Below are 26,110 nucleotides of genomic sequence, written 5' to 3' on the forward strand. Positions count from 1 at the left end.
ACGCGATTCGCGCGTTCGCCTCGCAGGTGGCACCGGTCCTCGCCCGGCTCGCCGCGGTCGGGCTGTGCTTGTTCCACGCCGGTCCCTGCCCGGCGTGCCGCGGTCGGCTTCGCGACGGGTGGCGTGGGGAGGAGCGGGTTGCGGTCGGCTATCGCGAATCGCTGGCACGCGATTCGCGCGTTCGCCTTGAAGGTGGCGCCGGTCCCTGCCCGGCTCGCCGCGAGAGGTCGGTCTGATCTGCAGGCGAGGGGGCCGGGGGGAGTCGAGGGGACAGGTGTGGACGCGTGGCGGGCGGGGATCGCCTGCGGATCGGACGTCGGCGGGTCGCTCGCTCGGGGAGGCGGGGCCCGCGCGGACGGCGCAGATCGGCGGGACCTGGGAACCGGGGGAGCGGCGGCGTCCGGCAGCGCGGCGCGCGTACGATGGGGCTCGTGCCTGCTGTGAATCTGGGTTTGCCCAAGGTCCCCGTGACCCTCGCCCCCCGCCGGAAGACCCGTCAGATCAAGGTCGGGAAGGTGCTGGTCGGCGGTGACGCCCCGGTCAGCGTGCAGTCGATGTGCACCACGCCGACCACGAACATCAACGCGACACTCCAGCAGATCGCCGAGCTGACCGCCTCCGGCTGCGACATCGTGCGCGTCGCCGTGCCGAGCCGCGACGACGCGGAGGCGCTGCCGATCATCGCGAAGAAGAGCCAGATCCCGGTCATCGCGGACATCCACTTCCAGCCGAACTACGTCTACGCCGCGATCGACGCGGGCTGCGCGGCCGTCCGGGTGAACCCGGGCAACATCCGCAAGTTCGACGACCAGGTCGGCAAGATCGCCGCCGCCGCGAAGGCCGCGGGCGTCTCCATCCGCATCGGCGTCAACGCGGGCTCGCTCGAGCCCAGCCTGCTGCAGAAGTACGGCAAGGCCACCCCCGAGGCGCTCGTCGAGAGCGCCGTCTGGGAGGCGAGCCTCTTCGAGGAGCACGACTTCCACGACTTCAAGATCTCGGTCAAGCACAACGACCCGGTGATCATGGTCCAGGCCTACCGCCAGCTCGCCGAGCGCGGCGACTGGCCGCTGCACCTCGGCGTCACCGAGGCCGGCCCCGAGTTCCAGGGCACGATCAAGTCGGCGACGGCGTTCGGCATCCTGCTCGGCGAGGGCATCGGCGACACCATCCGCGTCTCGCTCTCCGCGCCGCCCGCGCAGGAGGTCAAGGTCGGCCTGCAGATCCTGCAGTCGCTCAACCTCCGCGAGCGCAAGCTCGAGATCGTCTCCTGCCCGAGCTGCGGCCGTGCGCAGGTCGACGTCTACACGCTCGCGAACGACGTGACCGCCGGCCTCGAGGGCATGAGCGTCCCGCTCCGCGTGGCCGTCATGGGCTGCGTCGTCAACGGACCGGGCGAGGCCCGCGAGGCCGACCTCGGCGTCGCCTCCGGCAACGGCAAGGGCCAGATCTTCGTCAAGGGCGAGGTCATCAAAACCGTCCCCGAGTCCGAGATCGTCAAGACGCTCATCGAGGAGGCCAACCGCCTGGCCGCCGAGATGCCCGCCGACGACACGTCGACCGGCTCCCCGGTGGTCGTCGTCTCGAAGTGACCGCGGGCGGCGGACCGGCACGCGCCCGGTCCGCCGCCACCCCGGACCGCGCGGGACACCCCGCCGCGGACTCCGGATAGGATCGTCCCTCGTGGTTACCCGTCTCTCGCACCTGTTCGTCCGCACCCTCCGAGAGGATCCGGCCGACGCCGAGGTCGCGAGCCACCGCCTCCTGGTCCGGGCCGGCTACATCCGCCGTCAGGCCCCCGGCGTCTTCGCCTGGCTGCCCCTCGGTCTGAAGGTCAAGCGCCGCATCGAGGCGATCATCCACGCCGAGATGGCGGCCGCCGGTGCGCAGGAGGTCCACTTCCCCGGGCTGCTGCCCCGCGAGCCCTACGAGCTCTCCGGCCGCTGGACCGAGTACGGCGACGGCGTCTTCCGCCTGAAGGACCGTAAGGACGCGGACTACATGCTGGCGCCGACGCACGAGGAGTTCTTCACCCTCCTGGTCAAGGACCTCTACTCGTCCTACAAGGACCTGCCGCTCTCGCTCTACCAGATCCAGGACAAGTACCGCGACGAGGCGCGACCCCGGGCAGGCCTCCTGCGCGGTCGCGAGTTCACCATGAAGGACGCCTACTCCTTCGACTACACCGACGCCGGTCTCGACGCGAGCTACCAGGTGCAGCGCGACGCCTACGAGCGGATCTTCGCGCGCCTCGGCCTCGAGTACGTGATCGTGCAGGCCGACGCCGGTGCGATGGGCGGCTCGCGCAGCGAGGAGTTCCTGCACCCGACCCCGGTCGGCGAGGACACCTTCGTGCGCTCGGCCGGCGGCTACGCGGCCAACGTCGAGGCGTACCGGACGCCCGTCCCCGAGGCGCTGCCCGTGGACGGACTCGCCGAGGCGCGCGTCTTCGACTCGCCCGGCACCCCGACCATCCAGACGCTCGTCGACCTCGCCAATGCCCAGGAGCCGCGCGCCGACGGCCGCGCCTGGACCGCCGGCGACACGCTCAAGAACGTCGTCCTCGCGCTCACCGCGCTCGACGGAACCCGCGAGCTCGTCGTCGTCGGGCTGCCCGGCGACCGGGACGTCGACCTCAAGCGCGCCGAGGTCGCCTTCGCCCCCGCCGAGGTCGAGGCCGCGACCGAGGAGGACTTCGCGAAGCATCCCGCGCTGGTCAAGGGCTACATCGGCCCGTGGTCGGCCGAGGGCGCCGTCCTGGGGGAGGAGTCCGCGAGCGGCATCCGCTTCCTGCTCGACCCCCGCGTCGTCGAGGGCACCTCCTGGATCACCGGGGCGAACGTCGCCGGGAAGCACGTGCTCGACCTCGTCGCCGGCCGCGACTTCTCCGGCGACGGCGTCGTCGAGGTCGCCGACGTCCGCAGTGGCGACCCCGCTCCCGACGGCTCCGGCCCGATCGAGACCGCCCGCGGCATGGAGATCGGCCACGTCTTCCAGCTCGGCCGGAAGTACGCGGACGTCCTCGGCCTCAAGGTCCTCGATGAGAACGGCAAGCTCGTCACCGTCACGATGGGCTCCTACGGCATCGGCGTGACCCGGATCCTCGCGATCATCGCCGAGAGCAACCACGACGACCGCGGACTCATCTGGCCCGAGAACGTCGCGCCGTTCGACGTGCACGTGATCGCGACCGGCAAGGACCCTGCGGCGCTCGCGCTCGCGGAGTCGGTCGGCGCCTCGCTCGAGGCCGCGGGCCGCGACGTGCTGATCGACGACCGGCCCAAGGTCTCGCCGGGCGTCAAGTTCGGCGACGCCGAGCTGATCGGCGTGCCGCTGATCGTCATCGCAGGCCGCAACGCCGCCGACGGCATCGTCGAGCTCTGGGACCGGCGCACCGGCGAGCGCGAGCAGCTGCCCGCCGCCGAGGCGCTCGCCCGCCTCGGAGCCTGAGCGGCTCCGGTCCCTCCGTCCCGTCCGCCCTCAGCGCGGTCGGTTATGCTCAATGGTCCCGACGCGCGGGCCCGGCTCCGGCCGTGGCGCCGCCGGCGTCGGACCGGTTTTCGACGTGGTCGCGCTGCGCCGCCACGCCCCAAGTGAATAGAGAGAAAGGCCCGCCCATGGACATCGACCTGAGCGTTCTGCGCCTGCTGGAGCGCGAGCGCGAGATCCCCTTCGAGGAACTCGTGCAGATCATCGAGCAGGCGATCCTCACCGCCTACCTCAAGCACATCGGCCAGGCGGACGACGCCGACAAGGCCACCGCTGTGGACGCCCGCGTGCACCTCGACCGCAAGACCGGGCACGTCAGCGTGTTCGTGCCCGAGATCGACGAGGAGGGCGCCGTCGTCGGCGAGTCCGAGGACTCGCCGCGCGACTTCGGCCGCATCGCGGCCTTCGCCGCCAAGCAGGTCATCAACCAGCGGCTGCGCGACATCGGCGACGAGAAGGTCCTCGGCGAGTTCAAGGGCCGCGAGGGCGACATCGTCGCCGGCGTCATCCAGCAGGGCCCCAACCCGAAGATGATCCACGTCGACCTCGGCTCGATCGAGGCGATCCTCTCGCCCGAGGAGCAGGTGCCCGGCGAGGACTACAGCCACGGCCGCCGCATCCGCGTCTACGTGACGAGCGTCAGCCGGGGCCCCAAGGGCCCGTCGGTCCAGGTCTCGCGGACGCACCCGTCGCTCGTCCGCAAGCTCTTCGCCCTCGAGGTCCCGGAGATCGCCTCCGGCGTCGTCGAGATCGTCTCGCTCGCCCGCGAGGCCGGCCACCGCACCAAGATCGCCGTGCGGGCGACCGAGCCCGGCGTCAACGCCAAGGGCGCGTGCATCGGCGAGCTCGGCCAGCGCGTGCGCGCGGTGACCGCGGAGCTCAACAACGAGAAGATCGACATCGTCGACTACTCCTCCGACCTGCCGACCTTCGTCGCCAGCGCGCTCTCGCCCGCCAAGGTGACCAGCGCCTTCGTGATCGACCAGAGCCTCAAGGCCGTCCGCGCCCTCGTGCCGGACTACCAGCTCTCGCTCGCGATCGGCAAGGAGGGCCAGAACGCCCGACTCGCCGCCAAGCTCACCGGCGCCAAGATCGACATCCAGCCCGATTCGGTGATGGACGGGGAGTGATCCCCGCTGTCGGCGGTGCGGGGAAGCGCTCCCGGGAACGAGGGAGTACAGTGGAACCCGTCAGAACGTGCGTCGGCTGCCGTCTGCGCGCCCCAAGGGCCTCACTTCTGAGGCTCGTCCTCCCCTCGAACGTCCTCGTGGTAGATCCGCGGGGTGTCCGTGCTGGGCGGGGAGCGTGGCTGCACGACGCGTACGACTGCTACGAGCTCGCGGTGAAGCGCCGCGCGTTCAGCAGGGCGTTCCGGACGCGCGAGAGCGTGGACGCGAGCGCCGTGGAGCAGTACGTCACCCGTGACCTGACCGGCTCGGCTCCTCACCCTGAGGAACCGGCCAGGCGAACGATCACACCGCAGAGAGAACAGGCAGAACGGCCCGTGAACTGATCATGAGCAACGACTGATGAGCGGCTCGAAATGAGATCCGTCCGTTTGTGATGGCCTGCCCCGTCTTGGGCGCAGGTCCGAGACAGGAGAGAAGTGGCTAAACCACGCGTGCACGAGATCGCCGCCGAACTCGGCGTCGACAGCAAGGTCGCACTTGCGAAGTTGAAAGAACTGGGCGAGTTCGTCAAGGGACCGTCCTCCAGCATCGAACCCCCCGTCGCCCGCAAGCTCCGCCAGGCCCTCCAGGGCAGCGCGAGCACGGGTGCGTCGTCGACCCCGTCGGCACCCACCGCCGGCACCGCCCGTCCCGGGGCTCCTCGCCCCTCGGGTGCCCGCCCCTCCGCGCCGATGCCCGGCCCGGCCAAGCCGCCCGCTCCGGCGCCGGCTCCGCCGATGTCGGTCGCCGAGCGTCAGGCGGCCGCTCAGGCCGCCCAGGAGGCCGCTGCCGCGGCTCGCGCCCAGGCCGCTGCGAACGCTCCCGCCGCTCCGGCTCCGACCGAGGCCGCCGCTCCGGCGCCCGCGGCCGAGAAGCCCGCCGCAGCGACCCCCGCCGCCTCGCCCGCCACCCCCGGCGGACCGAAGCCGGCGACCCCGCGTCCGGCCCCGGCGGCAGCCCCGCCGAAGTCCGGCGGCAGCTCCGCTCCCGGCGGCTCCAGCCGTCCCGGTGGCGCCCCGCGTCCGGGCAACAACCCCTTCGCGAGCAACCAGGGCATGGGCCAGCGTCCCGCGACGCCCCCGCGCCCGGGCAACAACCCGTTCGCCAGCTCGCAGGGCATGGGCTCGCGCCCGACGCCCAGCAACATCCCCCGTCCCGCGGCTCCCCGCCCCGGTGCGCCCCGACCCGGTGGGCCCGGCATGGGCCAGCGCCCCGCCGGCTTCGGCCAGCGTCCCGGCGGTCCCGGTGGCGGAGCCGGTCGTCCCGGCGGCCCCGGCCGTCCGGCCGGCGGCGGCTTCCAGCGCCCCGGCGGCGCTCCCGGAGCGGGTGGCGGCTTCGCCCCTCGTCCCGGTGGCGGCGGCGGTCGTGGTCGCGGTCCCGGCGGTGGCACCGCTGGTGCCTTCGGTCGCGGTGGCGGCAAGAGCAAGGCCCGCAAGTCGAAGCGCACGAAGCGTCAGGAGTTCGAGCTCAGGGAGGCCCCGTCGCTCGGCGGCGTCAGCGTCCCCCGCGGCGACGGCAAGACGGTCATCCGTCTGCGCCGCGGCGCGTCGATCTCGGACTTCGCCGACAAGATCGAGGCCATGACCGGCGTGCCGGTGCCCCCCGGCAACCTGGTCACCGTCCTCTTCGCCCTCGGCGAGATGGCGACGGCGACCGAGTCGCTCGACGAGGCCACCTTCGAGGTGCTCGGCGGTGAGCTCGGCTTCAAGATCCAGGTCGTCTCGCCCGAGGACGAGGACAAGGAGCTCCTCGAGGGCTTCGGCCTCGACCTCGAGCAGGAGCTCGAGGACGAGACGGACGAGGACCTCCAGATCCGTCCCCCCGTCGTCACCGTCATGGGTCACGTCGACCACGGAAAGACGCGCCTGCTCGACGCGATCCGCAACGCCAACGTCGTCGCCGGCGAGGCGGGCGGCATCACGCAGCACATCGGTGCGTACCAGGTCGTCGCGGAGCACGAGGGCATCGAGCGCCCGATCACCTTCATCGACACCCCGGGTCACGAGGCGTTCACCGCCATGCGAGCCCGCGGTGCCCAGGTCACGGACATCGCGATCCTCGTGGTCGCGGCGGACGACGGCATCATGCCGCAGACCATCGAGGCGCTGAACCACGCCCAGGCGGCCAACGTGCCGATCGTGGTCGCGGTCAACAAGGTGGACAAGCCCGACGCCAACCCGGCCAAGGTGCGCCAGCAGCTGACCGAGTTCGGCCTCGTCGCCGAGGAGTACGGCGGAGACGTCATGTTCGTCGACGTGTCGGCCCGCGCCAACACCGGCATCCAGGACCTCCTGGACGCCGTGCTGCTCACCGCGGACGCCGGTCTCGACCTGCGTGCCAACCCCGACAAGGAGGCCCGCGGAGTCGCGATCGAGGCGAAGCTCGACAAGGGACGCGGTGCCGTCGCGACGGTGCTCATCCAGTCGGGAACGCTGCGGGTCGGCGATGCGATCGTCGCGGGAACGGCCTACGGCCGCGTCCGTGCGATGGCCGACGAGAACGGCGTGGCCGTGCTCGAGGCCGTGCCGTCGCGACCGGTGCAGGTGCAGGGACTCTCGTCCGTGCCCCGCGCCGGCGACACCTTCCTCGTCACCGAGGAGGACCGCACCGCCCGTCAGATCGCCGAGAAGCGCGAAGCCGCTCAGCGCAACGCCCTGCTGGCCAAGGCCCGCAAGCGCATCTCGCTCGAGGACTTCACCCGTGCTCTCGAGGAGGGCAAGGTCGAGTCGCTCAACCTCATCATCAAGGGCGACGTGTCCGGTGCCGTCGAGGCGCTGGAGGAGTCGCTCGTCAAGATCGAGGTCGACGACTCGGTGCAGCTGCGCATCATCCACCGCGGTGTCGGTGCGATCACGGAGTCGGACGTCAACCTCGCGACGATCGACAACGCGATCATCGTGGGCTTCAACGTCCGCCCCGACCCGAAGGCCCGCGAGCGCGCTGCTCGAGAGGGAGTGGACATCCGCTTCTACTCGGTCATCTACAACGCGATCGAAGAGGTCGAGAACTCGCTCACGGGCATGCTCAAGCCCGAGTACGAGGAGGTCCAGTCCGGTGTCGCCGAGATCCGCGAGGTGTTCCGCTCCTCGAAGGTCGGCAACATCGCGGGTGTCATCGTCCGCTCCGGCACGATCACCCGCAACTCGAAGGCGCGCGTCATCCGCGACGGCGTCGTCGTCGGGGACAACCTCGCCATCGAGTCGCTGCGTCGCTTCAAGGACGACGTCACGGAGGTCCGTACGGACTACGAGGCCGGTATCGGTCTCGGCAAGTACAACGACATCCAGATCGGCGATGAGATCGAGACGATCGAGATGAAGGAGAAGCCGCGAGGCTGACCCTGAATCCCACTGGAAGGCCCGGGTCCGCCCGGGCCTTCCGGCGTTCCAGGGGGTCCTGGCTTCCGGCTTTCGGCCCCCGGTCTGACGAGGGATCGGGAGGCCACTCCTGCCCTCGCGCGACTTCCCGCGGGCCTGCGGCCCGCCCGCCAGACCCGAGCCTGTCGCGCGAGGGCAGGAGTGGCCTCCCTCCCTGCGGGAGGATCGATTCGCCAGCACGTGCAGAGGGGGCCCGGTCTCCGAGGCATGTCGCGTCGGGTACCGGCACCAGCACGTGGGGTGGGGCGCCTGCGCGGGAGGGGGACCGGGAGTACGGACTTCCGCCTGTATTGACGTGAGGTGCGGGTGGGGTGTCTCGTCGCGGCTCCTGGCTCGGGTCTGGCGGGCGCGGCGCAGCCGCGCGGGAAGGAGACGCGGCGAGGCACCCCACCCGCGCCGGCAGCGCCGCGCAGAACCGTCGAGCACAGAGCAAGCCCCCGGCAGGACTGCCGGGGAGTGGTTAGATGGCGAGCCGAACGGTTCGTCGAGAGAGATGAGGACCAGCCATGGCAGATCCGGCACGGGCGAGGAAGCTCGCCGAACGGATTCAGGTGATCGTCGCCAAGCGGCTCGAGCGCGGACTCCGCGACCCCCGACTCGGCTTCGTCACCATCACCGATGTGCAGGTGACCGGTGACCTGCAGCACGCCTCCGTGTTCTACACGGTCTACGGCACCGACGAGGAGCGCGCCGACTCGGCACTCGCTCTGAAGGCGGCGACCGGCATGCTCCGCACGGAGGTCGGCAAGAACATCACGGCGCGGCTGACGCCGTCGCTCGAGTTCATCCTCGACGCGATCCCGGAGAACGCGAAGCACATCGAGGACCTCCTCGCGACGGCGCGCAACCAGGACACTCAGGTGCAGTCGCTCGCCGCGAAGGCGGACTACGCCGGCGACGCGGACCCCTACGTGAAGCCGCGCGAGGACGAGGACGAGGACTAGGCAGCAGGCCTGAACACCGCGGAGCCCGTGGCGACGTCGACCGATTCCAGGACGACGACGACACGGGCTCCCGGCGTCTGCGGCACCGGGACGTCGACGGTCATCTCGGGGTCGAGCAGCTGGACCTGCGAGCGGGTCCTCGCGGAGGAGACGACGACGCCCTCGAAGGAGGAGCCCTCGCGGCCGCGGAGGATGGCGGCCTCGACGACGTCGGTCGCGGCGCGCGAGGCGGCTCCGGAGCGGCGGTCGCTCGCGGTCATCAGGGCGGGCAGCTCGGGCAGGGCCGTGCGGAGCCAGGCCGGGAGCTCCGCTCCGGTCGAGATCGCCAGGCAGGTGGCCAGGCCGAAGCGATCGACCAGGCGGCGGAGCGGGGCCGTGACGTGCGCGTACGGGGCGGCGAGGGCGGACTGCTCGGGCTGATCCGGGGCGACGCCGTCGAAGGCGGTGTAGCCGGCGCCGCGGAAGAGCGTCGCCGCGGCGGACATGATCGCGAGCTGCGCCGGGTCGGCGGTGTCGAGGCGGCGGAGGTAGGCGCCGTAGAGCTCGTCGGCGCCCCAGGGGACGCCGAGGGCCTCGGTGCGGGCGCGGAAGGCGGCGACGGTGTCCTCGTCGACTGCAGGCATGGTGCGGAGGACGCCGACGCCCGCGTCGAGCATCATCGTCGCGGCCGCCATGCCGGTGAGCAGCGAGACCTGGGCGTTCCAGCCCTCGGACGCGAGGGGTGCCCGGCGCTCGATCCGGTAGCCGCCGTCGACGGCGACGATCTCCTCCTCGGGGAGGGCGAGGCTCGCTCCGCCGCGCTCGGCCTCGCGGGCGAGGCGCTCGGCGCCGAACCAGGGAAGGAGCGCGATCGACGGGTGCGGCTCGCCGGCGTAGACGCTGCGCTGGACGCCGTCGTAGTCGAGTCGGGCGGTGCTGCGGACGAGGGCGCGCTCGAGGCGGACGTCTGTCGGTTCGGCGGCGTCGTCGAGCTCGAGGGTCCAGACCAGGGCGCGTCGCTCGAGGTCGGGGAGCAGCGAGGCGGTGCCCTCGGAGAGGACCGGCGGGTGCAGCGGGACGCGGCCGTCGGGGAGGTAGTAGGTCTGGCCGCGGCGGCGGGTCTCGGCGTCGAGGGCCCCGCCGGGGCGGACGACGGCCGGTACGTCGGCGATGGCGTAGCGGAGCACGACTCCGGATCCGCGGCGCTCGAGGTGCACGGCCTGGTCGAGGTCGAGGGAGCCGGGCGGGTCGATCGTGACGAAGGGGACGCGCGTGAGGTCGATCCGGCCCGTGTCGTCCGCCGTGCGGTCGGCCTGCTCGGCCTCGGCGAGGGCGTCCGGCGGGAAGGCGCCCGGCAGGTCGTTCGCGGTGCGGACGGCGGCGAGCGCGCTGTCGAGCTCGGCGTCGGGGCGGGGGAGTCGGAGTCGGCGACCGGTCACGGCGCCACGCTACCCGCCTCCTCCGACACTGGAGCGCCGCTCAGGAGTGGGGGAGCAGGTAGCCGTCGTCCGGCGTGCCCGTGGCGAGGCCGTCGGCGAGGAGTCCGGCGAGGGCGCGGTCGCGCTGCTCGGCGTCCGGCCAGAGCGAGGCGATCTCGGCGGCGGTCACCGGGCCGTGCGCGGCGCGCAGCTCGGCGAGGACGAGGCCGCGGACCTGCCGGTCGGAGCCCTCGTACTTCTTCTGTCGCGCCTTGACCGGGCCGTCGTAGGCCGGGTAGCCGGCGGCCCGCCAGGCGCAGGCGTCCCGGATCGGGCAGCCGTCGCAGCGGGGAGCACGTGCGGTGCAGACGATCGCGCCGAGCTCCATCGCGCCCGCGTTGAAGGCGGCGGCGTCGGCGAGGTCGTCGGGGAGGAGCGCCGCCATCGCGGCGAGGTCGGTCTTCGCGCGCGGTGGCCCGGGCTCGGCCGCGCCGTCGATGGCGCGGGCGATCACCCGCCGGACGTTGGTGTCGACGACGGGGTGCCGGTGGCCGAAGGAGAAGACGGCGATCGCGCGCGCCGTGTAGTCGCCGATGCCGGGGAGGGCGAGGAGCGTGTCGACGTCGTGCGGGACGACACCGCCGTGCTGCTCGGTGATCGCGACGGCGCAGGCGTGCAGGCGCAGCGCCCGGCGCGGGTAGCCGAGCGACTGCCAGGCGCGCACCGCCTCACCCGGAGGGACGGCCGCCAGATCGGCCGGGGTCGGCCAGCGCTCGAGCCACTCGGCGAGCCGCGGGATCACTCGGACGACCGGCGTCTGCTGGAGCATGAACTCGCTGACGAGGGTGCCCCAGGCGGGGAAGCCCTCGCGGCGCCAGGGCAGGTCGCGGGCGTTCTCGCGGAACCAGTCGACGATCGCGGCGGAAAGTGCGGGCATCGATGCGGCGGGCATCGATGCGGCGGGCGTCGATCCGGTGGGCATCAGGTCACCCTAGGCCGTGCCGCGTATCGTGGCCGAATGACCAAGTGGGCTCCGCAGAAGGCCGATGTGCTCGACGCTCTCGCGGCGGAGGTGCTGCACAACTACGGGCACGGCCGCGTGGCGGTCGGGATCGACGGCGACGACCCGGAGGTGTCCGGTGAGACCGCGCTCGCGCTGGCCGAGGCGATGCGCCGGGCGGGCCGGGACACGGTGGTCGCGCACCTCGCCGACTTCCGCCGTCCGCGGGCCGAGCGGGAGGATCCGTCGATCCCGGAGGCGCAGCGCGCCTACCTCGCGGGCTACGACTACGAGCTGCTGCGGCGCGTGCTGCTCGATCCGTTCAAGCTGGGCGGCAGCACCGGCTTCGTCCTGGCCGGCTACGACGGCGTGCGCGACGAGGCGCGGCAGGCGCGCTGGCGCACCGCCGGCCGCGACGCCGTGCTGCTCGTCGACGGGCCGTTCGCCCTGCGCCCCGAGCTCCGCGGAGCGTGGAGCACGTCGATCCGGCTCGACACCCAGGAGCCGCCGGTCGACGAGGCCTATCGGGCGAGCACGGATCCGAAGCGGATCGCGGGCATCCTGGTGGACGTCCGCGACCCGGAGCACCCGCGCCGGCTCTTCGCCGACTCCTGCTGAGTCGTCCCGCGCTCCTCCGCTAGACGGAGGACGCCCGCCGGACCACGTCGTCCGCGGGCAGGAAGGCGCCCGAGCGCTCGACCTCGTGCACGAGGTCGACGAGCAGCTGGTTGACCGGCGCCTCGCGCCCGAGGCGGTGCGCCGTGCGGACGACCGCGCCGGCCAGATGGTCGATCTCGCTCGGGACTCCGCGCCGCACGCTCTGCAGCGTGGACCCCGGGTTCGGCACGTCGCCCATCCGGGTCGCCATCCGCCGCGGCAGCAGCTCGACGACCGGCAGCGGCGCGGCCGCGAGCGCGCGGATCCGGGCGCCGGAGAGGCCCTGCAGTGCGCCGAAGCGGACGCCGGCGGCCAGGCCGGTCCGCGCCGCCTCCCGCATCGCCCGCGCGAGCAGCCGGCGCAGGCCCGGGTGCGCGATCGTCTCCTGCACGGAGAGCCCGGTGATCGCGGGCAGTGCGTTGACCTCGTTGATCAGCAGCTTCGTCCACTGCGCCCCGAGGAAGTCGTCGGTGGTGGCCGTGGGCACCGCCTCGCCGAGGATCGCGGCGGCCCGGCGGACGTCGTCGTCGGCGGGGCGGCCGGGGACGCCGAGAGTCGTCGTCGCCGGGGCGGTCACCGTGACGCGGCCGGGCTCGAGGTGGCTGGCCGCGAAGAGGGCGAGCGCGCCGACGAGGCGGGCGTCGCGGACCTGGCGGGCGGCGGCGTCCAGGCCGTCGAGCCCGTTCTGCACCACGACCAGGAGCGTGCCGTCGACCGTGCGGCGGTTGGCGCGGAGCGCGTCCTCGGCGTCCTGCGCCTTCGTGCAGAGCACGGCCAGATCGGGAACGAGGTCGAGCGTCTCGCCGCAGCGCACCCAGGCGGTGTGCTCGCCCCAGGCGCCGTCGAGGCGGAGGCCCTGCCGCCGGATCGCCGTGAGGTTCTCGCCGCGGGCGGTCACCTCGACGTCGTGTCCTGCGCGGTCCAGGAGAGCGGCGACGGTGCCGCCGACGGCGCCCGCTCCGAGTACGGCGATCCTCATCCGGACAGCCTAGAACCGCGGCGGGCGGCGGCCGTGCCGGGCGCGGGCTCCGCGCGGCCGACTCCCGAACTGCGCGTGTATCCTCGCACCCGTGCTCGAGACTCCCAGCCCTTCTGCGGCGGCTCCGAACGGGATCCTCCTGCTGGACAAGCCGGGCGGCATCACCAGCCACGACCTCGTCTCGCGGACCCGTCGCCGCGCCGGGACGCGCAAGGTCGGACACGCCGGGACGCTCGATCCGATGGCGACCGGGCTGATGATCCTCGGCCTCGGCCCCTCGACCCGGCTCCTCACCTACCTGGTCGGTCTCGACAAGGAGTACGAGGCCACGATCCGCCTCGGCGCCGCCACGAGCACCGACGACCGCGAGGGCGAGACGCTCACGACCGCCGAGCCCGGCGCCGTGGCGGCCCTCACCGCCGAGGCGGTCGACGCCGTCGTGGCGACCCTCACCGGCGCGATCGAGCAGATCCCGAGCGCGGTCAGCGCCATCAAGGTGGACGGCCGCCGCGCCTACGCCCGGGTCCGCGACGGCGAGGAGGTCGTGCTGCCGGCGCGACCCGTCACCGTGAGCGCCTTCGACGTGCTCGAGCGCCGCGAGGCCGACGGCTTCCTCGACCTCGACGTCCGCGTCACCTGCTCCTCCGGCACCTACATCCGCGCACTCGCGCGCGATCTCGGCGCCGCGCTCGGCGTCGGCGGGCACCTCACCGTGCTCCGCCGCACCGCCGTCGGCCCGTTCCGGGTCGCCGGGGCCGGCGTCATCGACGAGCTCGACGTCCCCGCCGCCCTGCTCACGCCGACCGCGGTCGCGGGCGAGCTGTTCCCGCTGCTGCACCTGGACGCCGGCGAGGCGGTCGACCTCGCGAACGGCAAGCGGATCCCGGTGCCCGAGGCGTTCGCGGGAGCCAAGGGCCTGCTCGCGGCCGTCGGTCCGGGGGAGCGCCTGGTCGGCCTCGCCGAGCGCCGTGGCGCCGCGCTGAAGAGCGTCGTCAACTTCCCCACCGAGGAGCTCCGGGTGGGCGCGTCGTGATCGACTGGTTCACCACCCTCCAGGTCGGCATCGCCGTGGCGGCGGGCCTGCTCTGCCTGGTGCTCGGCATGATCGGCCGGCGCCCCTCCGACGTCACGGTCGGCGCCACCGCGATCGTCGAGCTGCTGCTGATCGTCCAGCTCGCCGTCGCCATCGTCTCGCCCCTGGTCGGCAACCGCCCCACCGGCAGCCTGCCCGAGTTCTACATCTACCTGGTCTCGGCGCTGATCCTGCCGCTCGCCGCCGGCTTCTGGGCGCTGATCGAGCGCAGCCGGTGGAGCACGGTCATCCTCGGCGTCGTCTGCCTCGCGATCGCCGTGATGGTCTACCGGATGCACCAGATCTGGTTCTTCCAGGCCGCCTGACGCTCCCGATCCCCGGCCGAGGGGGAGAGGGTGCATCGAGCGCCTACCATTGACCCTGCGATGTCGAACCAACCCAGCGATGCGCCCGGACGGGCGGCCCACGACCCAGCTCTGCCGAACCAGGATCAGCGACCCGCCCGCTCGGCGCGATCCCGGGGGATCGGCAGCCTCCTCGTCGTCGTCTACGGCATCCTCGCGCTCGCCGCGACGGGCCGCTCGGTCTTCCAGATCATCGACCGCTTCGACGAGGCGCCGCTCGCGTTCTCGCTCTCGGCGCTCTCGGCTGTCGTCTACATCCTCGCGACCATCGCCCTCGTGGCGCCCGGCCGGGTCTGGCAGCGCATCGCCTTCGTGACCATCACCTTCGAGCTGGTCGGCGTGCTCGTCGTCGGCGCGATCAGCGTGCTGGCCCCGCAGCTGCTCGGGCTCTCGAGCGCGGATCCGTTCGGCCGGCAGTCGACGGTCTGGGCGGCGTTCGGCGCGGGCTACCTGCTCATACCGCTGGTGCTGCCGGTGCTCGGGCTCTGGTGGCTGCGGGTGCAGGGCCGGCGCTCCTCCGCGGGAACGGCGGCCTGATGCGCGTCGAGCAGCGCCCCGCCGACCTCACCGGCATCGGCCCGTCCGCGGTCACCATCGGGAAGTTCGACGGCGTGCACACCGGCCACCGGGCCGTGATCGACACCCTGCACGCCCGGGCCCGCGAGCGCGGGCTGGCCGCGGTCGTCGTCACCTTCGACCGCAACCCGCTCAGCGTGATCGCCCCGGAGAAGTGCCCGCCGGCCCTGGTCGGCAACGAGCAGAAGCTCGAGCTGCTGGCCGGGACGGGGATCGACGCGACGCTGCTCCTGGCGTTCGACGAGCGGTTCCGCTCGCTCACGGCCGAGGAGTTCGTGCAGCAGGTGCTCGTCGACGCCCTCGAGGCGCGCGTGGTGCTGGTCGGCTCGGACTTCCGCTTCGGTGCCCACGGCGCCGGCGGCGTCGCGATGCTGCGGGAGCTGGGGGAGACCCACGGCTTCGAGGTCGAGCTGATCGACGACGTGCGTCCCGAGCACGGCCGCCGCGTCTCCTCCACCTGGATCCGCGAGCTGCTCGCCGAGGGCGACGTCGAGCATGCGACCTGGCTGCTCGGACACGAGCCGGTGGTGCGCGGCGTCGTCGTGCACGGCGCGAAGCGCGGCCGCGAGCTCGGCTTCCCGACCGCGAACCTCTCGCCCGAGTCGCAGGGCCTGATCCCCGCCGACGGTGTCTACGCCGGCCGCTTCGTCACCGAGGGCCGCAGCTACCCGGCCGCGATCTCCGTCGGCAGCAACCCGACCTTCGTCGGCGTGCCGCCCAAGCAGGTCGAGGCCTACCTGCTGGACGAGACGATCGACCTCTACGACCGCGTCGTCGACGTGGCCTTCGTCTCGCGCATCCGCGGCCAGGTGGCCTACGAGGGCGTCGAGCCGCTGATCCGGCAGATGAACGACGACGTCGAGAAGGTCCGCACGATCCTCGGCGCGGAGCGACCGGCCGGCTGACGCTCTCGGACTCCGCGGGGGCGGCTCCGGCGGTCCTAGCAGTGGCCGGAGCGGTGCACCAGCGGGAGAGCGCCCAGGGGCGGCGGCGTACCGTGGCTCGCATGAGCGAATCCTCACCCGCCCCGTCGCGCCCCTCGGACCCGTCGCGCCCCCTGGCGCTCGTCACCGGAGCGACCGGCTACATCGGCGGCCGCCTCACCCCGCGCCTGCTCGAGGCCGGCTACCGGGTCCGCGTGCTGGTCCGCGACCCGCGGAAGCTCGCCGAGGTCCCGTGGGCCGAGGAGGTCGAGGTGGCGCAGGGCGATCTCAGCGACCCGGAGTCGCTGTCGGCCGCGTTCGAGGGTGTCGACGTCCTCTACTACCTCGTGCACTCGATGGGCTCGGGCGCCGACCACGCGCGCTTCGAGCAGGTGGAGAGCCGCGCCGCCAGGAACGTCGCCGAGGCCGCGCTCGCGGCCGGTGTCGACCGGATCGTCTACCTCGGCGGCCTGCACCCCGACGTGGAGAAGCTGTCGCCGCACCTGCGCTCGCGGGCCGAGGTCGGCCGCATCCTGATGGCGTCCGGCGTGCCGACGATCGCGCTGCAGGCCGGCGTCATCATCGGCTCCGGCTCGACCTCGTTCGAGATGGTCCGCCACCTCACCGACGTCCTGCCCTACATGCCCGCCCCGCAGTGGGTCCGCAACTTCATCCAGCCGATCGCCGTCCGCGACGTGCTGCACTACCTGCTCGGCGCCGCCGCCCTCGAGGACGCGACGCTGAACCGCACCTTCGACATCGGCGGACCGGACGTCCTCCGTTACGGCCAGATGATGAACGGCTACGCGGTCGAGGCGGGGCTCGCGCAGCGGCCGATCGCGTCGCTGCCGGTGTTCACGCCGTGGCTCGCCTCGCAGTGGGTCAACCTGGTGACGCCCATCCCGCGCTCGCTCGCGGTGCCGATCATCGCCTCGCTGCAGTACGACTGCGTCGTGCGCGAGGACGACATCCGCGGGCTGATCCCGGACCCCGAGGGCGGGCTGACGCCGTACCGCCGCTCGGTCCGGCTCGCGCTGGGCAAGATGCAGGCGGGCGAGATCGAGACCAGCTGGCAGAACGCCGAGGTCGTCGGCGCCCCCAGCGACCCGCTGCCGAGCGACCCGGAGTGGGCCGGCCACACGGTCTACGTCGACCTCAAGGTGCGCCGGACGGACGCCGACCCGGCGAAGCTCTGGCGGGTCATCGAGGGCATCGGCGGCACCAACGGCTGGTACTCCTTCCCGCTCGCGTGGGCGATCCGCGGTTGGATGGACAAGCTCGTCGGGGGAGTGGGCCTGCAGCGCGGGCGCCGCGACTCCGAGCGGCTGCACGCCGGCGACGCCCTGGACTTCTGGCGCGTCGAGGCGATCGAGCGGCCGACGCTGCTGCGCCTGCGCGCCGAGATGAAGGTGCCGGGCGGCGCGTGGCTGGAGATGCGCGCGGAGCCCGGCGAGGACGGCGGATCCGTGTACACCCAGCGCGCCGTCTTCTTCCCGCAGGGTCTCGGTGGGCGGCTCTACTGGTTCGCCGTGCTGCCCTTCCACGGCGTGATCTTCAACGGGATGGCCAACCGCATCACGGCCACCGCGACCGACCTCGCCGACGCCGGCGAGGAGCGCTCCCCTGGTGGGCGCGGGGCGCAGCGGTGACAATGGAGGGGTCCGCGGGCGGCGACGCCGCCTCGGACGCGAACGAGAGGAGCACGATGAGCGAACGATCGGACACGGACGCGGGGCGCGATCTCCAGCTGGGAAAGGTCGCCTTCATCGGCGACAGCATCATCCAGGGCGGGTCCTGGGACGAGTGGTTGACCGCGTCGACGGTCGTCGACGAGGGCATCGGCGGAGCGACCAGCGACGACGTCGTCGAGCGGCTGCCCGAGCTCGTCGAGGGGGCGCCCGACACGGTGGTCCTGCTCGTCGGGACGAACGACCTGGCCTACCACCGCACGACCGAGCACATCGTGCGCAACATCGAGACCATCGTCGCGACCTTCCGCCGCGACCTCCCCGACGTGCGGATCCTGGTGACCTCGATCCTGCCGCGCGCCCGCGAGTTCGGCGCGCAGATCCGCGAGGTCAACCGCCACCTCTGGCAGTTCGCGCCCACCGCGCACGCCGGCTACCTCGACCTCTGGCCGGTGCTCGCCGGCGAGGACGGTGCCCTGCTCGAGCAGTACTCGCCCGACGGCCTTCACCTCAACGAGGCCGGCTACGGCGCCTGGCGCGACGCCCTCGGCCCGGCCCTCGACTCGGTGCTGCGGATGCCGCCGCGCACCCGGCCGATCACGCTGCCGTACGACGAGTTCGCGCGGCCGAAGACGGCGTAGCGCCTCGAGGCGAAGGGGAGTGGGACCGTCTGGTCCTGCTCCCCTTCCTCGTTGTCGAGAGCGGCGGATTGCGCCTTAGTGGTCCGATATCCCACGCCATCGTGGATGGACGACAGTAGCGGCCCGTAGCCTCGATGCAGAAATACCAGCCCCGCTGTCGCTCACTGATTCTCGAGTCGCCGAAACGACATGGGCTGGTTCTCTTTTCTCCTGCTACCGCGAGTCTTGTTCCGATGGCACGGCTCTTCGGGGATGGATCGGCGGTTCTTGCCCGAGGCATAGGCGGCGACGGCACTGTCGATCGTGCACCCGGCCGGGTGCGCACGAGAGCCGGAGGCGCAGCATGAGCAGCACGATCGAGAACCAGGGACCGGGGACGGCGGAGTGGCCGCCGCCGACGGCGGGGACCGCGGCACCGAGTGCGGCGGGGCCGGTGTCGCCGCGTCAGCCGCTCTGGCGACGGCGCCGCGTCCGGTGGATCGCGCTCGCCGTCCTCGCCGGTCTACTGCTGCTGGGCGGCGGCTTCGGGATCGGCTACGCCGTCGGGAACTCGGTCGGGTCCTCCACCGTCGGCGGGTTCGACCCGTCGCAGCGCGGCGGGATGCCGGACGGCGGCTTCCCCGGCGGCGGCGGGCCCGGGTCGTTCGGCGGACAGGGGAGCGGCACCGGGACGGATTCGGGCACCGGGACCGACTCGGGCACCGGCGCCGCGACCGGGACGGCGAGCTAGCCGAGGGCCTCGCGGAAGGCGGCGAGGACGTCGTCCGAGAAGAGCACGAAGCGGACCTCGTCGAGGGCGCCCGGGCGGTCCTCGGCGGCGGCGAGTCGGACGGAGTCGACGGCGATGCGCGCCGCGCTGGCCATCGGCCAGCCGTAGACGCCGGCGGAGACGGCCGGGAAGGCGACGGTGCGGGCGCCGAGGGCGCGGGCGACGCGGATCGACTCGGTGTAGGCGGAGGCGAGGACGGCGGAGCGGTCGTCGCTCCGCGAGTACACGGGGCCGACGGTGTGCACGACCCAGCGGGCGGGCAGGCGGCCGGCGGTGGTCGCGACCGCGGAGCCGGCGGGGAGTCCGTCGCGCAGCTCGCCCGCCCGGAGGCGCCGGCACTCCTCGAGGATCTCGGGGCCGCCCGCGCGGTGGATCGCTCCGTCGACCCCGCCGCCGCCGAGCAGCGACGAGTTGGCGGCGTTGACGATCACGTCGACCTGCTCGCGGGTGATGTCGCCGCGGACGGCGGTGAGCGCGGTCACGAGCGGTTGTTCGACAACTCGAAGATCTTCACGAGCTCGGCGATCGCGGCCTCGCGCGCGTCGCCGCCCTCGTCGAACATCGCGGTCACGTGCGTCCGCAGATGGTTCTCGACGATCAGCTTGTTCAGCGAGCCGAGCGACTTCTGGATGGCGAGCGACTGCGTGACGATGTCGACGCAGTAGTCCTCGTTCTCGATGGCCTTCTCGAGGCCGCGCATCTGGCCCGCCAGGATGCGGGCGCGGTGCAGGGAGCGCTTCTTCAGATCCTCGATCACCCGCCCAGTTTACGCCTCGACGCCGATACCCGGCGGGGGTATCGGCCCGCGAGAGGACGCGAGCTGTGATTGGTGAAAGCAGCGTCGGCGCCCGTTTCGAGTCGTCTCGATCGGGGTGCCGCGCACGAGTGAACCCGTGCTGGGGTGCGCCGGCCCGTCCGGCCCCTCGTCGCGTCCGGGCGCGCACGAGCGGGGCCGCACTCCTTCGAGTCGACGCTCGATGGGGTCTGCGGGCGCACTCGAGCCCAGACCGGGTCGACTCGCTCGGGAGGAGGAGGTCGAACAGACAGCTGTCGGGGCCTACGGGTGGGTCCGGACCCGATCCGGGTCCGATCGTGACGGCACGGAGGCGCGGCTCTGCGAGTGGACGCGTACTGGTGCCCGTGCGCGGGCGTGCGCCCGGTTCGGGTCGGTTCGCGCGGGGCCGGAGCCGCACGGGCCGTGCGGGGTCCGGAGCGGAGCGGTCGGGACCGCCCCGTACGATCGACGGGTGAACGCCAAGAAGTCCGGCCCCCCGCGCGGCGGCACGACCGCCCGCTACCCGTCCCGCTCGAGCGCGCGGATGGCGCTGGCGCCGGGGATCCTCGCGGCGATCATCCTGCTCGCGGGGCTCGCACTGGTCGGCGGTGACGCCTACGACTTCGTCCGGTATCCGGTGGCGATCCTCGCGGCCGTGATCGGCTGGTTCGCGATCCAGGCGAAGGCGTCCTACTGGCTGATCGGGCTCGCGCCGATCGTCGTGCTCTGGAACCCGGTGTTCCCGTTCTCCTTCCCGGACGCCGTCTGGTCCTCGCTCCACCTCGCCGCGGTCGGCGTCGTGGTCGCCGCGGGACTGATCATCCGAGTGCGCGTCGCCGAGTGATCCGGCGGCCGCTGAACGCGCCCGCAGGCGTGAGGTGCCGCCGATCCGGCGCTGAGGAGTAGACTCGACGCGCACCCGCACGCCGGGGATGCTGCGACCGGGTCTCAGACCCGTTGCTCGGAGCTCCCGACGGCCACCGGGCGCATCGGTGCCCGTCTCGTCCCAGGCGTGACGCGGCCAGTGCAACACACGCAGTGCAGGCAAGACCCGCACAGCACGCAAGACACGCACAGTGCAATGCGACGGTAGAGCGCGGGAACCCCTCCTCCGCCCCCGTCCACGTCGAGGAGGAGCATGGCTCGCAGCGGCCAGCGTCAGTCCGGTCAGTCGCGTCGTTCGACGAACGCGAGCCCGGGCACCCGCCCGCGGTCGCGCCCGCGTGGCGTCGACAACTCCGGGATCATCCCGATCCTCGCCCGTCGCGTGCGCGAGGTCGAGGCGAAGGCCCAGACCGGCAAGGTCGGGCCCACCAATCGCACGAAGTTCCTCGTCATCGCCCTGCTGATGCGCGAGGAGCGCAAGCGGGTGAAGACCGACACCGAGCTGAGCGACTCGCAGCGCGCGGAGGAGATGAAGCGCCTCGACGGCATCGCGACGATCCTCGCGAAGACCGCGGCGCGCGACACCAGCCTGATCGCCCTGCTCGAATCGGAGGCGGGCATCACTGCGGCGGCGCAGAAGCTGCGCCGCGACTGGCTGCTGGAGGCCGGCGCCGAGCTGAGCCCCGACGAGCTGCTGATCGTGACCGAGCCGGAGCCCAAGCCGGAGGTGCCGGTCAACCAGGTGGTGCCGCCGTCGGTGCGCGCGCGCCAGCTCGCCAACCCCTTCCTCCCGCCGGACTTCTCGATCGCCAGCGCGCCCACCCCCGCCCGCCGTCGCCTCGACGACTGGGAGCTGCTCGGTCCGCTGTTCAAGGCGTTCGAGTACGGCGCCGGCGGCCGCGCCGCCAGTATGGAGCTGCCCGAGCCGCCGAAGATCGACCGGGTGACCCCCCGCGGGCGCGACCTGATGCCGCACCAGGCCCGCTTCATCGAGGGCGCGCGCGAGGGGCACCGCAGCTTCCTGCTCGCCGACGAGCCGGGCCTGGGCAAGACGGCGCAGAGCCTCCTCGCCGCGTCCGTCACCGGCTCCTACCCGCTGCTGGCCGTCGTGCCCAACGTCGTGAAGATGAACTGGGCGCGCGAGGTCGAGCGCTGGACGCCGCAGCGCCGCGCCACCGTCATCCACGGCGACGGCGGCACGCTCGACGCGTTCGCCGACGTCGTGATCGTCAACTACGACATCCTCGACCGGCACATCGGCTGGCTCGGCAGCCTCGGCTTCCGCGGCATGGTCGTCGACGAGGCGCACTTCATCAAGAACCTCCGCTCGCAGCGCTCGCAGAGCGTGCTGGCGCTCGCCGCGAAGATCCGCGAGACGACGCCGGGCCACGACCCGCTGATGATCGCCCTCACGGGAACGCCGCTGATCAACGACGTGGACGACTTCCGCGCGATCTGGCGCTTTCTCGGCTGGATCGACGAGACCAAGCCCGGACCCGAGCTGATGAGCCTGCTCGAGGACACCGGCCTCACCCCCGCGGACACCGGCTTCTACCCGGAGGCGCGCGAGGCGGTCATCGATCTCGGCATCGTCCGGCGGAAGAAGATCGACGTCGCCGCGGACCTGCCCTCGAAGCGGATCGTCGACCTGCCGGTCGAGCTGGACGACGACCTCGGCCGCTCGATCCAGAAGGCGGAGCGCGAGCTCGGCGCCCGGATGCTGCAGCGCTACAAGGCCGTCACCGCGTCGATCACGCACGAGCTCGACGACGACGAGCGCGAGCGCTTCGTCCGCATCGTCGCGCAGAGCGAGCTCGAGGAGTCGAAGTCGGCCAAGACCGGCGAGAACGTCTTCACAATGGTGCGCCGGATCGGCCAGGCCAAGGCGGCGCTCGCCGCCGACTACGCCTCGCAGCTGGCCCGCTCGGTCGGCAAGGTGGTCTTCTTCGCCAAGCACATCGACGTCATGGACCAGGCGGAGGAGACCTTCGAGAAGCGCGAGCTCACCTCCGTCTCGATCCGCGGCGACCAGTCGGCGACGTTCCGCCAGTCGCAGATCGACGCCTTCAACGAGGACCCCGACGTCTCGGTCGCGGTCTGCTCGCTCACCGCGGCGGGCGTCGGCGTCAACCTGCAGGCCTCGTCCAACGTCGTCCTGGCCGAGCTGTCCTGGACCTCGGCCGAGCAGACGCAGGCGATCGACCGTGTGCACCGCATCGGCCAGGAGGAGCCGGTCACGGCCTGGCGCATCATCGCGGCGCACACGATCGACGCCAAGATCGCCGAGCTGATCGACGCGAAGGCCGGCCTCGCCGCCCGCGCGCTCGACGGCGCGGACGCCGAGGTCGCCTCGGCCGACACGGTTCAGCTGGACGCGCTCATGCACGTCCTCCGAGAGGCGATCGGCTGAGCGGAGCCGCGAAGAAGTCGCGCTCGAAGAGGCTCGAGCGCAGGAACGCGTCGCCCATGGCGGCGCGTTCCGCGTTCGTGCCGCGAGCGGCGGCCGTCTCGGTGATCGCGATCGCGCGCTCGGTCGCGACGGCGAAGGCAGGATCCGCGTAGGTGACGAGCCAGTCCGCGTAGGGGTGCCCGGGCCGGTTCGCCGCCGCGAGGCGCTCGCCGATGTCCGCGTAGAGCCAGAAGCAGGGCAGCAGCGCGGCGACGATCTCGCCGTAGCTCCCTCTCGTGCCGACCGCGAGCAGGTGGTCGACGTAGCCGCGGGTGACGGGGGACGCCGTCGCCGTCCGCTCGCCGAGGCGGTCGCGGTGCAGCTGCGCCTCCGCCGCCAGAGCCGAGGCTGAGGACTCCGCCCAGAAGACCTGCTCGGCGGTGCTCGGCGCGCGCTGCGCCGCAATCGCGAGGACGCGGGCGTACTCGGTGAGGTAGAGCGCGTCCTGCTCGAGGTACCACTCGAAGTCGTCGCGGTCGAGGGAGCCGTCGCCGAGCGCCGTCACGAACGGCAGGGCGTCGATCTCGGCGCGGAGCTCCTCCGTCTCGGTCCACATCCGCTCGCAGAACGCGGGGGCGCGCAGGCGGTGGAAGTGGTCGATCGGACCGTTGCCGCTGCCGACCCGGAGTGCGTCGGCGCCGCGGAGGGCGCCGTTCAGCCAGTCCTTGGCCTCGATCAGCGCCTGAGTGAGGGTGTCCGGAGTCGTCCCGCCACCGGCGAGGAGCGTCGCCATCGCGGAGGAGAGCGAGCAGCCGGTGCCGTGGGTGTTGCGGGTGGCGACGCGCTCGCCCGGCACCTCGCGCACGCCGCCGTCCGGGGTGACGATCGCGTCCGGCGTCGCCGGGCCGTCGAGATGCCCGCCCTTCACCAGGACCGCGGTGGAGAGATCCCGGGCCACGGAGCGGGCCTGCTCGAGCGCAGCGGACCAGTCGGCGGCCGGCTCCGCTCCGGCGAGCACGGCCAGCTCGGGGAGGTTGGGCGTGACCAGGCCGGCACGGCGGACGAGCGCGCGGACCGCCTCCTCCGCCTCGGGGTCGAGCAGGCGGTGGCCGCTGGTCGCGACCATCACCGGGTCGACGACGACGAGCGGCGGGTGCACGGCATCGAGCCAGGCGGCGATGACCGCGCCCAGCTCGGCGTTCGCGATCATGCCGATCTTCACGGCGTCGATCTCGACGTCGTCGCTGACCGCGTCGAGCTGCTCGCGGAGGAACTCGGCGGGCGGCAGGTGGATCGAGCGCACGCCGCGGGTGTTCTGCGCTACGAGCGCGGTGACCACGGCCATCCCGTAGCCGCCGAGCGCGCCGATCGACTTGAGATCGGCCTGGATGCCGGCGCCGCCGCTTGGGTCGGTGCCGGCGATGCTGAGGACGCGGGGGATCGGGCGGGGCTGCGGGAGCGCGGCGCTCATCGGTCCCACTCCGCCCGGAAGGCGCGGGCCGCGGACTCCGGATCGTCGGCCGCGCAGATCGCGGAGACGATCGCGAGACCGGCCGCGCCGGCGGCGCGCAGGGCCGCGGCGTCGCCGGCCGTGACGCCGCCGATGGCGACGCAGGGGAGCGGCGTCGCGGCGGCGAGGGCGGCGAAGCCGTCGATCCCGAGCGGGACCGGGTGGTCGGGCTTGGTCGCCGTTGCGCGGATCACGCCGACGCCGAGGTAGTCCACGGTGCCGGCGGGCAGGGCGTGGGCGGCGGCGAGGTGGGCCGGGGTGTTCGCGGTGAGCCCGATCACCGCGCCGGCGCCGAGGATGCTGCGTGCGGCGAGGACGGGCAGGTCGGACTGGCCGACGTGCACGCCGTCGACGCGGGCTCCGGCCAGGCGGGCGGCGAGGACGACGTCGACGCGGTCGTCGACCAGCAGGGTCGTGCGCTCGTCGAGGACGGCGGCGACGGCGCAGGTCAGGGCGACGAGCTCGGCGGCGGTCGCCTCGTGGTCGCGGACCTGGACGATGCGGACGCCACCGGCGACGGCCGCGGCGACGACCGCCGGGACTCCGCGCGGACCGCAGAGGCGGGTGTCGGTGACGAGCTGGAGCGAGAGGTCGATCATGCGATCCGCGCCCCGCTCTCGACCTCGTCGGCGGAGAGCGCGGCGAGGGCGTCGAGGAGGCCGACCGCGAACGAGCCGGGGCCGGCGGCGGTCTCGGCGGCGCGCTCGGCGGCGAGCCCCCAGACGACGGACGCGGCGACCGCGGCCCCGAGTGCGTCGGAGCTCCGAGCGCCGAGGAAGGCGGCCATCACGGCGCCCAGCGCGCAGCCGCCGCCGGTGACGCGGGTGAGCAACGGGTGCCCCCCGGTGACGCGGACGACGCGCTCGCCGTCGGTGACGACGTCGACGGCACCTGACACCGCGACGACCGACCCCCACCTCTGAGCGAGCGCGGTCGCGGCCTCCAGCGCCTCCTCCGGGCCGTCTACGGCGTCGACTCCGCGACCGCCCGCTCCGAGACCGGCGAGGGCGAGGATCTCGGAGGCGTTGCCGCGGATGATCGCGGGCCGCGCCTCGAGCAGCTCCGCCGCGAGGGCGGTGCGCACCGGCAGCGGACCGACGGCGACCGGGTCGAGCACCCAGGGGGTGCCGGCCGCGTTCGCCGCCGCGACGGCCTCGCGAGCGCCGTCGCGCTGCTCGGCGTGCGGGGTGCCGAGGTTCACCAGCGTCGCGGAGGCGATGCCCGCGAAGACGCCGGCCTCGCCGGGCAGGTCGCACATCGCGGGACTCGCGCCGAGTGCCAGCAGGTTGTTGGCGGTGAAGCCGGTGACCACCGCGTTGGTGATGCACTGCACGAGGGGCGCGGCGGAGCGCAGCGCGTCGAGGTCTCGGGCGACGGCCGCACCGTCGAGGAGGGTCGGGTGGGCAGGCGTGCGAATGCTCATTCGCGACATCCCTTCGCTAGTACGAACTAGATCAGGTTCGACGGGTCTCTTCTCAGCCCTGGTGGGCACCCCGTGTCACTGCCGA

At 73.0% G+C, this 26,110-nt stretch carries 24 protein-coding genes and 1 riboswitch; of the genes, 16 read left to right on the plus strand and 8 right to left on the minus strand.

What is annotated here, in order from left to right:
• Positions 1-431: 431 nt before the first annotated feature.
• The 6 genes from ispG to rbfA all read left to right on the plus strand — a co-directional run bounded on the left by ispG (position 432) and on the right by rbfA (position 8,976).
• Positions 432-1,589 (plus strand): flavodoxin-dependent (E)-4-hydroxy-3-methylbut-2-enyl-diphosphate synthase, encoded by a 1,158-nt coding sequence (ispG, locus tag EDF36_RS04310; protein ID WP_123445529.1) that lies wholly within the window; start codon positions 432-434, stop codon positions 1,587-1,589.
• A gap of 91 nt (positions 1,590-1,680) precedes the next feature.
• Complete coding sequence (locus EDF36_RS04315) at positions 1,681-3,447, plus strand: proline--tRNA ligase (protein ID WP_123732050.1); 1,767 nt, start codon at positions 1,681-1,683, stop codon at positions 3,445-3,447.
• 167 nt (positions 3,448-3,614) lie between these two features.
• Positions 3,615-4,616 carry a transcription termination factor NusA gene (gene nusA / locus EDF36_RS04320; RefSeq protein ID WP_123445531.1) on the plus strand — a complete coding sequence of 334 codons (1,002 nt, stop codon included), beginning with the start codon at positions 3,615-3,617 and terminating at the stop codon, positions 4,614-4,616.
• A gap of 50 nt (positions 4,617-4,666) precedes the next feature.
• Entirely contained in the window at positions 4,667-4,999 is a 333-nt protein-coding gene (locus EDF36_RS04325; RefSeq protein ID WP_123702952.1) for a YlxR family protein, read from the plus strand.
• 93 nt (positions 5,000-5,092) lie between these two features.
• A complete protein-coding gene (gene infB, locus EDF36_RS04330) occupies positions 5,093-7,993 on the plus strand; it encodes a translation initiation factor IF-2 (RefSeq protein WP_185020366.1) in 2,901 nt (966 codons plus the stop codon).
• A 545-nt stretch (positions 7,994-8,538) separates the two neighbouring features.
• A complete protein-coding gene (gene rbfA / locus EDF36_RS04335) occupies positions 8,539-8,976 on the plus strand; it encodes a 30S ribosome-binding factor RbfA (protein ID WP_123445535.1) in 438 nt (145 codons plus the stop codon).
• Here the strand turns inward: rbfA and EDF36_RS04340 are convergent.
• Complete coding sequence (locus EDF36_RS04340) at positions 8,973-10,394, minus strand: ribonuclease catalytic domain-containing protein (protein WP_123732052.1); 1,422 nt, start codon at positions 10,392-10,394, stop codon at positions 8,973-8,975. The genes rbfA and EDF36_RS04340 overlap by 4 nt on opposite strands.
• Positions 10,395-10,434: 40 nt before the next feature.
• On the minus strand, positions 10,435-11,310 hold the full coding sequence (locus tag EDF36_RS04345; protein ID WP_123732414.1) for an A/G-specific adenine glycosylase: 876 nt from the start codon (positions 11,308-11,310) through the stop codon (positions 10,435-10,437).
• 81 nt (positions 11,311-11,391) lie between these two features.
• Between EDF36_RS04345 and EDF36_RS04350 the strand changes: the two genes are divergently transcribed.
• A complete protein-coding gene (locus EDF36_RS04350; protein WP_123732053.1) occupies positions 11,392-11,991 on the plus strand; it encodes a hypothetical protein in 600 nt (199 codons plus the stop codon).
• A 19-nt stretch (positions 11,992-12,010) separates the two neighbouring features.
• Here the strand turns inward: EDF36_RS04350 and EDF36_RS04355 are convergent, their stop codons facing one another.
• Positions 12,011-13,009, minus strand: coding sequence for a ketopantoate reductase family protein (locus EDF36_RS04355; RefSeq protein WP_123732054.1), 999 nt, complete (start codon positions 13,007-13,009; stop codon positions 12,011-12,013).
• Positions 13,010-13,100: 91 nt separating this feature from the next.
• Between EDF36_RS04355 and truB the strand changes: the two genes are divergently transcribed.
• From truB to EDF36_RS04390, 7 genes are all read left to right on the plus strand, one after another.
• Complete coding sequence (gene truB, locus EDF36_RS04360; RefSeq protein ID WP_123732055.1) at positions 13,101-14,042, plus strand: tRNA pseudouridine(55) synthase TruB; 942 nt, start codon at positions 13,101-13,103, stop codon at positions 14,040-14,042.
• Entirely contained in the window at positions 14,039-14,407 is a 369-nt protein-coding gene (locus EDF36_RS04365) for a hypothetical protein (RefSeq protein ID WP_123702964.1), read from the plus strand. The genes truB and EDF36_RS04365 overlap by 4 nt, the downstream gene beginning before the upstream one ends.
• 60 nt (positions 14,408-14,467) lie before the next feature.
• Positions 14,468-14,983, plus strand: a complete 516-nt coding sequence (locus EDF36_RS04370) for a hypothetical protein (protein WP_260300522.1) — start codon at positions 14,468-14,470, stop codon at positions 14,981-14,983.
• Entirely contained in the window at positions 14,983-15,927 is a 945-nt protein-coding gene (locus EDF36_RS04375) for a bifunctional riboflavin kinase/FAD synthetase (protein WP_123702966.1), read from the plus strand. Before EDF36_RS04370 ends, EDF36_RS04375 begins: the two co-directional genes overlap by 1 nt.
• A gap of 101 nt (positions 15,928-16,028) precedes the next feature.
• Positions 16,029-17,594 (plus strand): SDR family oxidoreductase, encoded by a 1,566-nt coding sequence (locus EDF36_RS04380; RefSeq protein ID WP_123732056.1) that lies wholly within the window; start codon positions 16,029-16,031, stop codon positions 17,592-17,594.
• Positions 17,595-17,650: 56 nt separating this feature from the next.
• Positions 17,651-18,274, plus strand: coding sequence for a GDSL-type esterase/lipase family protein (locus tag EDF36_RS04385; RefSeq protein ID WP_123732416.1), 624 nt, complete (start codon positions 17,651-17,653; stop codon positions 18,272-18,274).
• Positions 18,275-18,617: 343 nt separating this feature from the next.
• Positions 18,618-19,004 carry a hypothetical protein gene (locus tag EDF36_RS04390; RefSeq protein WP_123732057.1) on the plus strand — a complete coding sequence of 129 codons (387 nt, stop codon included), beginning with the start codon at positions 18,618-18,620 and terminating at the stop codon, positions 19,002-19,004.
• Here the strand turns inward: EDF36_RS04390 and EDF36_RS04395 are convergent.
• Together EDF36_RS04395 and EDF36_RS04400 are read right to left on the minus strand one after the other, a co-directional pair.
• Entirely contained in the window at positions 19,001-19,525 is a 525-nt protein-coding gene (locus EDF36_RS04395) for an O-acetyl-ADP-ribose deacetylase (RefSeq protein ID WP_123732058.1), read from the minus strand. The genes EDF36_RS04390 and EDF36_RS04395 overlap by 4 nt on opposite strands.
• Positions 19,522-19,800 (minus strand): metal-sensitive transcriptional regulator, encoded by a 279-nt coding sequence (locus tag EDF36_RS04400; protein WP_123445545.1) that lies wholly within the window; start codon positions 19,798-19,800, stop codon positions 19,522-19,524. The genes EDF36_RS04395 and EDF36_RS04400 overlap by 4 nt, the downstream gene beginning before the upstream one ends.
• A gap of 490 nt (positions 19,801-20,290) precedes the next feature.
• Between EDF36_RS04400 and EDF36_RS04405 the strand changes: the two genes are divergently transcribed.
• Together EDF36_RS04405 and EDF36_RS04410 are read left to right on the plus strand one after the other, a co-directional pair.
• Positions 20,291-20,662: a DUF6804 family protein gene (locus EDF36_RS04405; RefSeq protein ID WP_260300523.1), complete on the plus strand. Its 372-nt coding sequence runs from the start codon at positions 20,291-20,293 to the stop codon at positions 20,660-20,662.
• Positions 20,663-20,956: 294 nt separating this feature from the next.
• Positions 20,957-23,113: a DEAD/DEAH box helicase gene (locus EDF36_RS04410; RefSeq protein ID WP_123702974.1), complete on the plus strand. Its 2,157-nt coding sequence runs from the start codon at positions 20,957-20,959 to the stop codon at positions 23,111-23,113.
• Here EDF36_RS04410 and thiD read toward each other — a convergent pair.
• The 3 genes from thiD to thiM form a co-directional block, all read right to left on the minus strand.
• A complete protein-coding gene (gene thiD, locus EDF36_RS04415) occupies positions 23,082-24,563 on the minus strand; it encodes a bifunctional hydroxymethylpyrimidine kinase/phosphomethylpyrimidine kinase (RefSeq protein WP_123732059.1) in 1,482 nt (493 codons plus the stop codon). The two genes, EDF36_RS04410 and thiD, sit on opposite strands and share 32 nt — an antisense overlap.
• Positions 24,560-25,201 (minus strand): thiamine phosphate synthase, encoded by a 642-nt coding sequence (thiE, locus tag EDF36_RS04420; RefSeq protein ID WP_123732060.1) that lies wholly within the window; start codon positions 25,199-25,201, stop codon positions 24,560-24,562. Before thiE ends, thiD begins: the two co-directional genes overlap by 4 nt.
• Positions 25,198-26,025, minus strand: coding sequence for a hydroxyethylthiazole kinase (thiM, locus tag EDF36_RS04425; protein ID WP_123732061.1), 828 nt, complete (start codon positions 26,023-26,025; stop codon positions 25,198-25,200). The genes thiE and thiM overlap by 4 nt, the downstream gene beginning before the upstream one ends.
• Positions 26,017-26,108, minus strand: a riboswitch (TPP riboswitch). It overlaps the preceding gene by 9 nt.
• Positions 26,109-26,110: the final 2 nt, after the last annotated feature.

It is taken from the genome of Rathayibacter sp. PhB152 (assembly GCF_003751395.1).
GTDB lineage: Bacteria > Actinomycetota > Actinomycetes > Actinomycetales > Microbacteriaceae > Rathayibacter > Rathayibacter festucae.

What these genes read in the sequence shown, in the direction of transcription:
- EDF36_RS04410 (WP_123702974.1), top strand. Translation starts at nt 20,957, where the DNA reads ATGGCTCGCAGCGGCCAGCGTCAGTCCGGTCAGTCGCGTCGTTCGACG.
- EDF36_RS04385 (WP_123732416.1), top strand. Translation starts at nt 17,651, where the DNA reads ATGAGCGAACGATCGGACACGGACGCGGGGCGCGATCTCCAGCTGGGA.
- thiD (WP_123732059.1), bottom strand. Translation starts at nt 24,563, where the DNA reads ATGAGCGCCGCGCTCCCGCAGCCCCGCCCGATCCCCCGCGTCCTCAGC.
- rbfA (WP_123445535.1), top strand. Translation starts at nt 8,539, where the DNA reads ATGGCAGATCCGGCACGGGCGAGGAAGCTCGCCGAACGGATTCAGGTG.
- EDF36_RS04355 (WP_123732054.1), bottom strand. Translation starts at nt 13,009, where the DNA reads ATGAGGATCGCCGTACTCGGAGCGGGCGCCGTCGGCGGCACCGTCGCC.
- thiE (WP_123732060.1), bottom strand. Translation starts at nt 25,201, where the DNA reads ATGATCGACCTCTCGCTCCAGCTCGTCACCGACACCCGCCTCTGCGGT.
- EDF36_RS04350 (WP_123732053.1), top strand. Translation starts at nt 11,392, where the DNA reads ATGACCAAGTGGGCTCCGCAGAAGGCCGATGTGCTCGACGCTCTCGCG.
- thiM (WP_123732061.1), bottom strand. Translation starts at nt 26,025, where the DNA reads ATGAGCATTCGCACGCCTGCCCACCCGACCCTCCTCGACGGTGCGGCC.
- EDF36_RS04390 (WP_123732057.1), top strand. Translation starts at nt 18,618, where the DNA reads ATGAGCAGCACGATCGAGAACCAGGGACCGGGGACGGCGGAGTGGCCG.
- EDF36_RS04345 (WP_123732414.1), bottom strand. Translation starts at nt 11,310, where the DNA reads ATGCCCGCACTTTCCGCCGCGATCGTCGACTGGTTCCGCGAGAACGCC.
- EDF36_RS04370 (WP_260300522.1), top strand. Translation starts at nt 14,468, where the DNA reads ATGTCGAACCAACCCAGCGATGCGCCCGGACGGGCGGCCCACGACCCA.
- nusA (WP_123445531.1), top strand. Translation starts at nt 3,615, where the DNA reads ATGGACATCGACCTGAGCGTTCTGCGCCTGCTGGAGCGCGAGCGCGAG.
- EDF36_RS04380 (WP_123732056.1), top strand. Translation starts at nt 16,029, where the DNA reads ATGAGCGAATCCTCACCCGCCCCGTCGCGCCCCTCGGACCCGTCGCGC.
- EDF36_RS04375 (WP_123702966.1), top strand. Translation starts at nt 14,983, where the DNA reads ATGCGCGTCGAGCAGCGCCCCGCCGACCTCACCGGCATCGGCCCGTCC.